At 54.1% G+C, this 12,728-nt stretch carries 14 protein-coding genes; 12 read left to right on the top strand and 2 right to left on the bottom strand.

From position 1 onward, the window contains the following. Positions 1-204 precede the first annotated feature (204 nt). The 6 genes from LZ463_RS21170 to LZ463_RS21145 all read left to right on the top strand — a co-directional run bounded on the left by LZ463_RS21170 (position 205) and on the right by LZ463_RS21145 (position 5,530). Complete coding sequence (locus tag LZ463_RS21170; RefSeq protein ID WP_241458175.1) at positions 205-1,116, top strand: LysR family transcriptional regulator; 912 nt, start codon at positions 205-207, stop codon at positions 1,114-1,116. 229 nt (positions 1,117-1,345) lie between these two features. Then, a complete protein-coding gene (locus LZ463_RS21165; protein WP_277624130.1) occupies positions 1,346-2,620 on the top strand; it encodes an NCS2 family permease in 1,275 nt (424 codons plus the stop codon). 122 nt (positions 2,621-2,742) lie between these two features. Next, positions 2,743-3,216: a GNAT family N-acetyltransferase gene (locus LZ463_RS21160; RefSeq protein ID WP_241458173.1), complete on the top strand. Its 474-nt coding sequence runs from the start codon at positions 2,743-2,745 to the stop codon at positions 3,214-3,216. Positions 3,217-3,251: 35 nt separating this feature from the next. Beyond that, positions 3,252-3,572 (top strand): hypothetical protein, encoded by a 321-nt coding sequence (locus tag LZ463_RS21155; protein ID WP_241458171.1) that lies wholly within the window; start codon positions 3,252-3,254, stop codon positions 3,570-3,572. Between the two features lie 67 nt (positions 3,573-3,639). Next, positions 3,640-4,971, top strand: coding sequence for an SH3 domain-containing protein (locus LZ463_RS21150; RefSeq protein WP_241458169.1), 1,332 nt, complete (start codon positions 3,640-3,642; stop codon positions 4,969-4,971). Position 4,972: 1 nt separating this feature from the next. Continuing rightward, the gene (locus LZ463_RS21145) at positions 4,973-5,530 is read left to right on the top strand and encodes a hypothetical protein (RefSeq protein WP_241458167.1); all 558 of its coding nucleotides are present in this window, start codon (positions 4,973-4,975) and stop codon (positions 5,528-5,530) included. Here LZ463_RS21145 and LZ463_RS21140 read toward each other — a convergent pair. Further along, on the bottom strand, positions 5,513-6,739 hold the full coding sequence (locus LZ463_RS21140; protein WP_241458165.1) for a citrate synthase family protein: 1,227 nt from the start codon (positions 6,737-6,739) through the stop codon (positions 5,513-5,515). The two genes, LZ463_RS21145 and LZ463_RS21140, sit on opposite strands and share 18 nt — an antisense overlap. A 145-nt stretch (positions 6,740-6,884) precedes the next feature. On the opposite strand from LZ463_RS21140, the gene LZ463_RS21135 reads away from it, so the two are divergent. Both LZ463_RS21135 and LZ463_RS21130 read left to right on the top strand, forming a co-directional pair. Next, positions 6,885-8,153: an MFS transporter gene (locus LZ463_RS21135; protein WP_241458163.1), complete on the top strand. Its 1,269-nt coding sequence runs from the start codon at positions 6,885-6,887 to the stop codon at positions 8,151-8,153. Next, positions 8,150-8,656: a GNAT family N-acetyltransferase gene (locus tag LZ463_RS21130; RefSeq protein WP_241458160.1), complete on the top strand. Its 507-nt coding sequence runs from the start codon at positions 8,150-8,152 to the stop codon at positions 8,654-8,656. Before LZ463_RS21135 ends, LZ463_RS21130 begins: the two co-directional genes overlap by 4 nt. Before the next feature lie 41 nt (positions 8,657-8,697). Here the strand turns inward: LZ463_RS21130 and LZ463_RS21125 are convergent, their stop codons facing one another. Next, positions 8,698-9,612, bottom strand: coding sequence for a LysR family transcriptional regulator (locus LZ463_RS21125; RefSeq protein WP_241458158.1), 915 nt, complete (start codon positions 9,610-9,612; stop codon positions 8,698-8,700). A gap of 134 nt (positions 9,613-9,746) precedes the next feature. On the opposite strand from LZ463_RS21125, the gene LZ463_RS21120 reads away from it, so the two are divergent. From LZ463_RS21120 to LZ463_RS21105, 4 genes are all read left to right on the top strand, one after another. Continuing rightward, positions 9,747-10,700 carry an NAD-dependent epimerase/dehydratase family protein gene (locus LZ463_RS21120; protein ID WP_241458156.1) on the top strand — a complete coding sequence of 318 codons (954 nt, stop codon included), beginning with the start codon at positions 9,747-9,749 and terminating at the stop codon, positions 10,698-10,700. A 58-nt stretch (positions 10,701-10,758) separates the two neighbouring features. After that, positions 10,759-11,190, top strand: coding sequence for a PaaI family thioesterase (locus LZ463_RS21115; RefSeq protein ID WP_241458154.1), 432 nt, complete (start codon positions 10,759-10,761; stop codon positions 11,188-11,190). A 65-nt stretch (positions 11,191-11,255) separates the two neighbouring features. Next, positions 11,256-11,783 (top strand): flavodoxin family protein, encoded by a 528-nt coding sequence (locus LZ463_RS21110; protein WP_241458152.1) that lies wholly within the window; start codon positions 11,256-11,258, stop codon positions 11,781-11,783. Further along, positions 11,773-12,576: an arylamine N-acetyltransferase family protein gene (locus LZ463_RS21105; protein ID WP_241458150.1), complete on the top strand. Its 804-nt coding sequence runs from the start codon at positions 11,773-11,775 to the stop codon at positions 12,574-12,576. Before LZ463_RS21110 ends, LZ463_RS21105 begins: the two co-directional genes overlap by 11 nt. The last annotated feature ends 152 nt before the right edge of the window (positions 12,577-12,728 follow it).

Genomic DNA, 12,728 nt, shown 5'->3' with positions numbered 1-12,728 from the left:
TTTTGACTAATGCGAATTAGTGCAGACACTAGGGATGAAATACATGCTAATGGCAAAAATGCCCGCTGATAAGATGACAAATCCTCGCTTTATCCGGTATCTGGAGTATTGAATCGGGCAGATGATGTTTATTAATATGAATGACTACTCTGCGTCCATTTCCTCCTTATGCTGGCCGCATGATTGAACGAAGAGGTAACGCAGATGGACAAACTGACACAGATCGAAGCCTTTGTGGATGTCGTTGAAAAAGGCAGTCTGGCACGTGCAGCACTGGGCCAGAACATCACGCCAGTGATGCTGGGGCGGCGTATTGATGCACTGGAAAAACGCCTGGGCGTCAAGCTCATGCATCGCAGCACCCGTCACCTGACCCTGACTGAACAGGGTACGGTCTACCTGGATCACTGCCGCAAGCTGCTGGCTGACCTGGGCTATGCAGAACAACTGGTGTCAGAAGGACGGCACAAGGCGACCGGCCACCTGATCGTTTCCACACCGGCAGCCTTCGGGCGCAAGCATGTCGCACCGCATGCGCCACAGTTTGTGAAAGCCAATCCGGCGGTACAGATTTCTTTCAACCTGACGGACAGGGTGGTGGACCTGGTGCGTGAAGGCTATGACCTGGGCATACGCATAGGCGGCAATATCGATCCCAACTTTGTTGCCGTGAAGCTGGCCAGCAACCGCCGCGTGGTGTGCGCCACACCAGCTTATTTTGAACGCCACGGCATACCGCGCACGCTGGAAGACCTGGCCCAGCATAATTGTCTGGCATTCAACTTGCAGGGTGGGCAACAGCGCGGCTGGTATTTCCAGCAAAATGGCAAACCCGTCACCATCAAAGTGGCTGGTAACCTTGATTGCAACGATGGCGAGTTGCTACATCGCTGGGCTTGCGAAGACCTTGGCCTGGCCTGGCGTTCATCATGGGAAATACAGGCGCAACTGATCTCGGGTGAATTGATCACCGTGCTTGATGAATATGCCCTGCCGCAGTACGACATCGTTGCCGTGTACCCGCAACAACGTCACCTGCCAGCCAAGACCCGTTTTTTTATCGATACCCTCAAAGCCATCTACGCCCAGCCTGATTATTGGTTAAAAGCGGTGTGAGCAAATAGCTTCATATTCAAAATCAAATAGCATCTATAGAAAATGCTCAGCTTTGATCTCGAAATTTTTAGGATATCGTGCATTTCACAAATTAAAAATGATCAATTGGTAAATCCAATCTGAGGAGACTACAGTGTTAACTTCCGAACAAATTCCGGCCAGCACAGAAACCGCCAGGCCCGTCAGTCATGGCGATGAGAAGACTTCATTTCTCGACCGTTTTTTCAAGCTGCGCGAAAACGGTACTGATGTACGCACAGAATTGCTGGCAGGCCTGACCACCTTCCTGACCATGGCGTATATCATTTTCGTCAACCCTTCGATACTCGGTGACGCCGGCATGCCCAAGGACTCGGTCTTTGTAGCCACCTGCGTTGCCGCCGCCATCGGCACCATGATCATGGGCCTGTACGCCAACTACCCGATGGCGCTGGCGCCCGGCATGGGTCTCAATGCCTATTTCACTTACGCCGTGGTCAAGGGTATGGGGATACCCTGGGAAGCTGCCCTGGGTGCAGTATTTATTTCCGGCTGTCTGTTTATCGCTGTCAGCGTCTTCAAACTGCGCGAGATGATCGTCAACGGCATTCCTCAATCCATACGTACTGCCATCACGGTAGGCATAGGTCTTTTCCTGGGCCTGATCTCGTTGAAAAATGCAGGTATTGTGGTAGCTAATCCAGCCACCATGGTAGGCATAGGCGATGTGCACAAGGCACCGCCTATTCTGGCAGCACTGGGCTTCTTTTTGATTGTGACGCTGGACAAGTTCAAGGTACGCGGTTCCATTCTCATCGGTATTCTGGCGGTGACAATACTGAGTTTTTTCTTTGGCGGCAATACCTTCCACGGTGTCGTTTCTATGCCGCCCTCACTCGACCCTACCCTGTTCAAACTTGATGTCATGGGCGCCTTGTCTGTCGGCATCCTGAATGTGGTGCTGGTGTTTTTCCTGGTTGAATTGTTTGATGCGACGGGCACTTTGATGGGCGTTGCCAACCGGGCAGGCTTGCTCGTGAATGGCAAGATGGAAAGACTGAACCGCGCGCTGCTGGCTGACAGTACAGCGATCGTTGCCGGTTCCTTCCTCGGTACTTCCAGCACCACTGCGTATATCGAAAGTGCCGCAGGCGTGCAGGCTGGTGGCCGCACTGGCCTGACGGCAGTGGCCGTTGGCCTGCTCTTCCTCGCCTGCCTGTTCATTGCTCCCCTGGCGGGTGTAGTGCCTGCCTATGCTACCGCACCGGCCCTGTTTTATGTTGCCTGTCTGATGTTGCGAGAACTGGTTGACATAGACTGGAGCGATACTTCGGAGAGCATACCTGCGGGTATTACCGCGCTGTTCATGCCTTTCACTTATTCGATTGCGCATGGCGTGGCGTTTGGCTTCATCTCCTATGCGGGTTTGAAACTGTTCACTGGTCGTGCAAAGGAAGTCAAGTTCATCGTCTGGATCATTGCCGCAGTATTCCTGTTCAAGTTTATTTACCTGGGTGCGGGTTAAACTCTTCCGGTTAGAACAGAAAAAGGCAGTGCAATTATTTGCACTGCCTTTTTTCATTTGAGCTGACGTCAAACAGAATTTGTTATGCTATACATCCAGGCAGCGAGTTATACAGGGACAATATGGCAGTAGAAAAACAGTTGACCATCAGGCCGGCAATCGCCTCTGACAACTCACGGATACGTGACATAGTACAAACATCACTTGGTGATTTTGGTATCGTTGCAGAATTTGACGGCCTTGATGCGGCCATAGGCAACGCGGGATTTCCCGAGAGTAAAAACACCATAGAACTGGTGGCTGTGTATGCCGGTGAAATATATGGTTGTGTGGCCGTACAGGAGATCGACCAGCATCAGGGTAAATTATTTGGTTTCCACGTCGACCATCAATTGCGTGGCAAGGGTATAGGGCGGGCATTGCTCACCCATGCGCTGGAAAAGGCAAGGCAACTCGGTTATACGGGCCTGCATCTTGACACCTGGGACAATATGCACAGTGCGATCAGACTTTATGAATCACTGGGCTGGATAGCCGCCCCTGACCCCGCACCAGAGTCTGGTGCAAACCGCGCGTATTTTCTGGACATTACCTGACGTCGATATCCCACATCTTGTCAAAAGGAATAATCATGGCTGACGCCCTGGCAGAGTATGAAAAACTGGTGCAGGCTTTCGCTGCAAATGCAATGGTGGAAACAGGCCAGATGTTTGGTAAGGCCTGTCTCAAGGTCAAAGGCAAGGCCTTTGTCGCCCAGCATAAAGACACGGTGGTATTCAAGCTGCCAGGCGATACCCATACCTCGGCAATGGCGTTGGCGGGTGCAGCCTTGTGGGATCCGTCCGGTAAAGGCAGGCCCATGAAAGAGTGGGTGGCGCTGACGGCAAACCATGGCAAAAAATTTGCAGCACTGGCAAATGCTGCGCTTGCTTATGTACAAGCCCAGGCCTGATCCCGTCATGACAAAAACCCCTGCCTTGCTGCTTTCTATATCATTCATTTTCTGCATGGAGTCAGTGATGGCCGGGCAAGATACAGACCAACTGCGCTGGGTGCATGGCTCCTGGGTCAATGTCAGGGCCAGGCCAGCAAGCAAGGCCACAATATTGACGCAACTGCCTGCCAATACACAGGTACAGCTTGATGCGGCAGCTTCCAGTCAGCAATTTTGCGCGATCCGCTGGGGTGAGGGACAACAGGGTTTTGTCGCCTGCAATCTGCTTGGTACACAGGCCCTGCGTCTGGAAGACGTGGATGAAGACAGTCCCGGGCGTTCACCTGCGCGTGCATTCTGGCTGGAACCTGGCTTGCGGCGTCTGCTGTCATCCGGAGAATATTTCCAGGCCACCATGCTGAGTGAGAAACAAAAAACGCTGGAAACTGCCATTCCACGTTTTGCCGGGGAAAGACGACCACCTATCAAACGTTTCCCCATACCTGAATTCGAGGCCATGAAGCAGCGCATGCGCGATGGCGTCATCGGTGCACGCATGGCTGACATGAAAGCACCCGCCCCCTGGGTAGAACTGCAAAAACTGGCTCATGCACAAGCACAACCTGACAAGCAAACCCTGACGGCCGCGACTGCCCTGAATATCAATTTGTTCTATCCTGGCATCCTGGTGATGTTGCGACAGCTTGAGCTGCCGCCTGCACGGCCTTCGTATTTCACGTCCTTGTCTGATATCGCAAGGCCGTTGGCCGGACCGGAAGAAATATCTGCACAGTTTCAACTGTCTTACGCAATCAGGGTACTGGATGGTCCTTACTGGACCAATTACGAAACAGCTGGCGTTACGCTAAGAGGCTGGTGGGACATAGGCAAGCTTGATGTTTTTTTACAGACACCCGTGCAAAAGCATGTGCTGATGCTCGACGGAAAATTGAAATCGGAAACCAGTATCCCCAGATATAAAATCAGCGATGAGCAGTCTGGCAAAGACGGTTTTCGTGCTGGCGGCCCCGCTACCCAGCAGGAACCTGTAAAAAACCTGACGCAAAGAGTTGGATCAACTACGGCCTCAACTGAACCGGTATTTTATTTTTACAGCAAGAGCCAATTATCACCTGCCTTGCCAGCTGATTTCAAATGGACTTGGGGTCAACCCAAAGAGCTGCAATACGATACAAAGACCAGGAAGCAACTGTTCGAGCAATTCACAAAAGCAGCGGTACATGGTGCGGACCTTGACGGCGATGGCGTTGCCGATTTTGCCCTGGTAGAGGCCTGGCATGTTGCCCCATTTTCAGCCTTCAGGGAAGCCGCAGCGGCTTACCGGATGATCTTTGTCAATGCTGGCGGCAACTGGTATCTGTTTGATATAGACCGCTACGATATCAATGGTGAATGAGATGACGAGGGATACCGCAATACACGAAACGGCTCTTGCATTAGTCCGCTTGCCGCCGGGTACCAGTGGCAATATACAGATACAGCCACGCTGGCCTGCGCGGCAAGTGTTGATCAATGCGCTGGCCTGGCAAAAAATTCAGGACATGCAGGCCGCCTTGCCCTCGCACCTGGGTTTGATTCTGACACGCGCCTATGAGCCGCGCGCTTCTGAACTGGGCAAGGCAAGGACATGGTTCCGGCGTGCCGGCATCTGGCTGTTTGGCTGCATCTACAGGCAACGCAAAGCCGAGATTGCCGACATCTTTGGCAGCAATGGCCACGACGTGGACGGCACCCATATCGATCTGTCTTTTCGCCTGCATGGACGGCGGGTACGGCTACTGCCACTCAGCGTATTCACGCCGCTGGCATGGCAAAAAAAGCGTATGGATATCTACCGTGAAGCGCTGGAACTGGTGAAAAAAGAATTGCTGATGCGGGGCTTTACACTACACAGTAACCAGACCGAAAGTCTACAAATTCATTGTGACCTGGTGCAATCAGATTTGCCGGTATAACTTGCCTATATAGCGTGCCCTGGGGCGTATCATTTTCCCATCAGCCTGCTGTTCGGCGGCATGGGCTACCCAGCCAGCCGAACGGGCCAGGGCATACAAAACCTCCGCAGCATGATCTGGCCAGCCAAAAGCAAGCTGCAATGCCGCCAGGGCAAAGTCGGCATTGGGCAAAGCTGCGGTCTCCCGCATGGCAATACGGCCAATAGCAAATATCTTTTTCACTTGCGGCTGCTCACCCGCTACCTGTTCCAGCTGCTTTAGCAGATATTGCGCGCGCGGGTCACCTGCCGGATACAAGGGATGTGCAAAACCGGCGCCGGCAGCTTTATGCCTGCGGTAAAACTGCCTTATCCAGACGCTGGCATCGGATGCTGCCAGGGCGCCAATGATCATCTCCCTGGCCAGCTTGCTGCCGCCAGCATGCCTGCGCCCGGACAAAGCGGCCAGGCCTGCGCTGAGCGTCGCAGCCAGACTGGCTCCGGCAGAAGCGACACAACGCACCGTGAAAGTAGAGGCATTCAATTCATGATCAGCCAGCAGCACCAGACTGGCCCGTATTATTTCTGTCTGAGCAGCGTTGGCTTGCCAGGCCCTGGCTACCTGCTCATGCAGGGCCGTGCAGTCAACAACCTGGTCCAGCAGCAAGGCCGCCAAAAGGCGCATGAAGGTAGCAGCATCAAAAAACATCGCTGGTGCTTCCGTGGCATGCAGATCCAGCCTGTGCGTCAGCGGACCCAATAAGGCAAGCGCCTGTTCCAGCTTGCCCATACCGGCACTCAGTTGTCTTGCCAGCAGTAGTTCTGCTTCGGCTATTTTCGGCACCGGACATTCAAAAAAATCAGCCTGTGGATAGCCCCATAGCAGCAAGGCCGTGGTTTCCAGTGTTATCTGGTCTGCCAGCCGGCAGACATCATGACCGCGATAGTACAAACTGCCGCCACTGACATGCGAGATGGTGCTTTCCATCACCGGTACACCCCAGTTCATGGCGGCGGTAACCTGATGACCGGCGCGCTTGCCATCAGCACGGCGTGCCGCCAGCCGCATCACTGCGTCATAGGGATAACGTTTGCTGCGCGCAGTGCCGTCAGCCACAGAAATCAGCAAACCACGGCTGACATAGGAATACAACGTAGACAGACTGACACCCAGCAGCCGGGCGGCCTCGTTTGCCGTCAGGTCGGGCTTGTGATCTTGGTCAGGGTTCATGCCCTGATTATAAATTGTTTCATGACCACGGCCTTGCATCTGCCTGCGCAAGAAAGCTTCAATTATTTTTATCTTGATTGCCGGAATCAAGATTGACCATGGCTGCGCCCGCTACGTAGACTGTTTTGCGTCAACAGAACTCATCGTGCCATACACCGTGCTACAAAAAATCATTCTGCAAAGCAGGCCTGCGCCCGCATTGCTACAACCGCTGCGTCACGCACGCTATCGTTCGCTGTGGCTGGCGAATCTGGTCTCCAATCTGGGTGGCTGGATGCAGGCGTATGCAGCAAGCTGGCTAATAGCATCGAGCACAACGTCAGCAGTGACAGCCACCCTGGTCCAGGCAGCCACCTGGGCGCCGATGATGCTGTTTGCTTTGCCTGCCGGTGTCCTGGCCGATGCCATGCACAGGGCCAGGCTGCTGTTCATGATCAATTTTGCCATGTTGCTGACAGCAGCCTGCATGGCCTTGCTTGACTACACCGGCAAGGCCAGCGTACCGGCCTTGCTCTTGCTGACTTTCTTGACGGGAGCCGGAACAGCCTTTCGCCTGCCAGCCTGGCAGGCATCAATGTCTACCCTGGTGACCAGAACGGAAATAGAAGCGGCCGCTTCGCTGAATAACCTCAGCTATAACATGACTGCCCTGGCCGGTCCTTTGCTTGGTGCGGCCTTGCTGGCTTATTCCGGCGCGGGTGGCTTGTTTCTTTTAAATGCCCTGAGCTTTCTTGGCCTGCTCGGCATCTACTGGCAATGGTTGCAGCAGGAATCGGCCACCTGCTCTGCTGCTCCAGACTCTGCTACAGCAGCCATCTCCACCAGTCTGAAAGCAAGCTGCGTTTTTGCCTTCCAATCACGTAATTTTCGTCAGTTGCTGTTGTACGCGGCTTGCCTGTTTTTTGCGGCAAATGCATTCTCCGCCTTGTTGCCTTTGCTGGTGAAGCAGGTCTTACACAGAGATGCAGGCAGCTTTGGCATGTTGATGGCATGTCTTGGTGGCGGAGCGGTACTCGGCGCAACCAGCATGCCAGTGTTGCTGCGTCATTTTTCAAGAGCACGCCTGTTCATGCTGGCGCTGCTGGCATATGGAGGCATGTTGCTGGCACTGGGTCTCTGCACCTGCTGGCAACTGTTGCTATGTACGGTAGTGGCTGGCGGCATGGCCTGGTCGCTCCTGGTCACGACTTTGAACAGTCGGGCACAGATGGCATTTCCCAATGCGATTAGGGCGCGCACCATTTCCATCTACCTGCTGGCAGCCGCTGCCGGCCAGACCCTGGGCAGCATCACATGGGGAGCAGTGGCGCAGCTTTGTGGCATACCGGTAGCGTACATGGTGGCGGCCAGTCTGCTACTGGCTTGCACCTGTCTGGTCAACTGGAAAGCAGATTTTTTGGAGAACGCAAATTGAAAATCAGGATTTTGCAAGCGACAGACATACCGGCACTGATGCAGTTTGAACTTGATAACCGCGCCTGGTTTGAGCAGTTCATCTATGGCCGTGGGGACGCTTTTTATACGCGGCAAGGAATAGTACAACACGTCGAAGAATGCCTGAATCACTTCAAGGCGGGTCTGATGTATCCGGCACTCATCCTCGATGACGGCGATGCGATGATCGGCCGCATCAACCTCCGACATATAGATAAAGAGAAATCCCGGGCCGATCTCGGCTACCGTCTGGCTTCACGCGCCGCCGGACGTGGTCTGGCGACCGTCGCCGTACAGCAGATATTGCAGCATGCCCGGAACGAACTGAGTCTGGCACAGATTGATGCCTATGTGACGGTGGATAATCCAGCCTCGTCCAGAGTATTGAGCAAGAATGGCTTCAGACTACAGCAGAGCGTGAAAGAAATGTCTGTCATCAATGGCCTGACGCTGGATGGCTATCACTATGTCCGTACTCTTTGAGAGCATGTCGGGGAATCACTGGTGATCATTGCTGTTCCCGACTAAAAGCGCTGCTGCAACAAGCCTTCAGCCAGAAAATCAAACACTGTACGTATGCGTTTGCTGGACCTGAGTTCCCTGTGTGTGGTCAGCCAGACAGGCAAGGGGGCCAGGACCTGGTCAGCCATGACTTGTTGTAATTGAGGGTGTCTTTCTGCCATCCAGCACGTTGCGATACCTATGCCCAGGCCCTGGAGCAAGGCTTGCCAGATCACCAGGTGGTTATCGCAACGGAAATCAAAGAAACTGCGATCAACTGTCAGGCCAGCCGCCTTGAAACCGGCGATATACTGGTCTGACTGATCCATGCCCAGCCAGCGGTACTGCGGCATCTGGGACAGAGGAACACCCAGCGCCGTGCGGGGCAGGGCCGGCAATTTCGCCAGGTAATCACGATGCCCATAGATGCCTATGGGCCAGTCCGCCAGGTGACGGGTGATCAGGGCCGCCTGGTGCGGCCTGACCATGCGTATGGCAATATCTGCCTCGCGTTCGAGCAAATTACTGACCTGGTTGCTGGCCACCAGTTCTATCTGTATTTCCGGGCAGTGCTGTGCCAGCTCGCACAACAGGGGTGGCAAAACAAAAGCTGACACTATTTCACTGGCGGTAATCCTGACGGTACCCTGCAAGTCTTTGTCCTGAGTAGCTGCGGCGATCCCCAGGGAGCGGGCAGCCGACATCATGTGACGCGCTGGCTCGACCAGGTTTTCCCCTGTCCGTGTCAGCTTCAGGCCACGCGCCACTCTTTCAAACAGGACCGTGCCCAGCGTTTTTTCCAGTTCGGCAATCTGCCTTGATAGCGTGGGCTGGCTCAATCCCAGCATCTCTGCCGCACGTGTGAGCGAGCCATGTTCGACTACTGCAACAAAACCGCGTATCAGGTTCCAGTCCGTCTGGGTCGGGTCAAATGGCATGGTCGACATCATCGCCCTCAAGGTATTCAATTATGCATGAAAGCCATGCTTGAATGCTCATTGTAAATACATCTGCCTGACATGAAAATACCTGCATCACATTGATTTACTTGAACCCAAACAGGAGTACAGCCATGAACCTTGCGAGCAAATCCAGTCTTTCGCCCAGCCCCTCCGTCCTGGTGCTCGGCGCCAAAGGCCGGCTGGGCCAGGCCGCCGTCAAAGCTTTCGCAGCTGCCGGCTGGCGCGTGATTGCCCAGGCACGCTCTGCTGCGCCTTTGCATTCCCCAGCCGGGGTTGAGTACCTGCAAGCCGATGTGCTTGATACCGGACGCATACTGGCCGCAGTCCCTGCTATCGATGTGGTGATCAATGCCATCAACCCTGACTATGCGCGCTGGGAAAAGCTGTTGCCGCCGGCGACCGCTGCCGTCATAGAGATCGCCAGATCGGCCGGTGCCCTGCTGATGGTGCCGGGTAATGTGTATAACTACGGTGCTGACATCCCGCCAGTACTGGAAGAAGATACACCATTCAATGCCAATACCGCCAAGGCAGCGCAACGGATAGAAATGGAACAATCGCTGGAGCAGGCAAGCAGGCAGGGTTTGCATTGCGTCATCTTGCGGGCCGGTGATTTTATCGGTGGAAGCGGCACCTGGCTTGACATGGCCATAACGAAATCGCTGGACAAAGGGGTCGTTACCCACATGGGGCCCGATGATTTGCCCCATGCCTGGGCTTACCTGCCTGACCTGGCCAAAGTGTTTGTCCGGGTTGCCGCCCAGCGTCAGCAACTACCGGCATTTGACATCATGCATTATCCCGGTATCACCGCCACTGGCAAAGAGATGCATGCTGCACTCGAAGAATTGAGTGGCCGGTCACTCAAGGTCAAACCCATGCCCTGGTGGATGATGCAGATACTCGGACTGTTCTCGCCCCTGATGAAAGCTGTCACCAAAATGCGTTACCTATGGCATCGGCCACATCGTCTGAGCGGGCGCAAGCTCGAACAATTTCTCGGGACGCTGCCCACCAGCAGCTTGCAGGATGCTCTGCGCTCCTATGTAAAACAGGCTGGCTGAGCAAGCAAGTTTGTCACGGTTTATACTGCCCTTCAACACTGGAGGGACTATCGACACCATGGACAAGAATAACTTTTTCTGGCAGATACAGAATGGTGCTCTGCCACCGCCACCGGCAGCAGCGACACTGGGCATACGCTTTACGGCCATCGATGGAGCAGCTGGCACCATAGAAGTGGAATTTCAGGCCCGGCCAGAATTTACCAACCCGGCAGGTAATATCCAGGGTGGCTTTCTGGCGGCGATGCTTGATGACTGCATGGGACCGGCATTGGCGGCAACCCTGGCAGCCGGCGAATTTGCCCCTACCCTGAACCTGAATGTGGCCTATCAGCGCGCAGCCAGGGTCGGCCTGATACAGGGCAAGGCACGCATAGTCAAACGCGGCAAGGATATCTGTTTTCTGGCAGGGGAGTTATATCAGGATGACTGCCTGATTGCGACAGCCACTGCAACGGCCATGGTGCGTAGTCTGGCAACGGGTGTATAGCCGCCTTCTGCAAGAAATCCAGCGGCGGAGTATATTGCAGACTTTGCCTAGTCAACCGTATTCCGATGTCCACCACCAGCACCGCCAGCACCATCATTCTTGTCGGCAGCTCCAGGAGTCCTGGAAATACCCTGGCCCTGGCAAGGGTATTTGCCGAAGAGATACAGGCGACACTCATCGATTTGAGCCAGTATGAAATTGCCCCTTTCGATTATGAATTCAAGAACCGTGATGACGATTTCTTGCCCCTGATGAAACAGGTTCTGCAGTTTGACCGCATCGTGCTGGCAACGCCGATGTACTGGTATGCACCAAGCGCCAGGATGAAAATTTTCATGGACAGGATATCGGACCTGCTCAAAACGGAGAAAGACCTGGGGCGGCAATTGCGCGGCAAAAAAGCGGCTTTGCTGGGCACAGGTTGCGATGCCATACCGGCCACCTGTTTTGAAGACGTCTTCAGGCTGACCTTCGCTTATCTGGGCATGCAATACCAGGGAATGCTGTATGCCAGCTGTGAGCAAGGCTTCAATTACAGCGAACATGCTGAGAAAATTCAGGCATACAAGGAGGAACTGCTTCATGCTCAATGACAAGGACCAGGATGCTTATTTTGACCGACTGGCCTACACAGGGCCGCGTACAGCCAGCTTGCCAGTGCTGACGGCCTTGCATCAGGCACATCTGCAGCACATCCCTTTTGAAAATCTTGACATCAGCCTGGGGCGAAAACTTAACCTGTCGCCAAGCGCCTTGCTGGACAAGGTTTCACATAAAAAACGTGGTGGTTTTTGCTATGAACTCAACCACCTGTTTGGCCTGTTGCTGGAAAGCCTGGGATTTGCAGTCAGCCGCCTTTCTGCAAAGGTATTCAATGGTCAGCAGTACGGACCTGATTTTGACCATATGCTGTTGCTGGTGAAAACCGAGGGGCAAAGCTGGTTGGCCGATGTCGGTTTTGGCGATTGCTTCCGCACACCTTTATCGCTTCATGGCGACGGTGTGCATGAACTGGGCATGCATTATTCTCTGCAAGCGGGTGAAGGCGGACAACTGGTTCTGATGCAGGCCAGGGATGGAGCGGCAGCACACCCGGAATACTGTTTCAGTCTGCGCGATCATGCGATAGAAGATTTTTATGATATGTGCCTGTATCAACAGACTTCGCCGGCATCACACTTCACACAAAAATCAATCTGCTCCATCGCGACCCCGGATGGACGTATCAGTGTGTCAAATAACAAATGCATCATGACCAGGACAGCAGACAGGCATGTGCACAGCATTGCGGATGAAGCCGAGTATCGTCAGATATTGCGGGAGCATTTCGGGGTGAACCTGGATGCGGGTGCCGATATCAAGCGATTAATGGCGCGGCACTCCTGAACAGGCACTTGTTGGGCGGGCCCTTGGCAACAAGCTTGTGCTAGCACAAGCCCCCTCCCCCATTATCCCCTGCCATCAATATTCTTTATTACCCGCAATACGTTATTCGGCTCTGCTTTTCCTCCAAGATAAAAACTCATGCTGTCCTTGAA

It is taken from the genome of Undibacterium paludis, from assembly GCF_022568815.1.
GTDB lineage: Bacteria > Pseudomonadota > Gammaproteobacteria > Burkholderiales > Burkholderiaceae_D > Undibacterium.
This window is presented reverse-complemented; position numbering and strand designations above follow the sequence as displayed.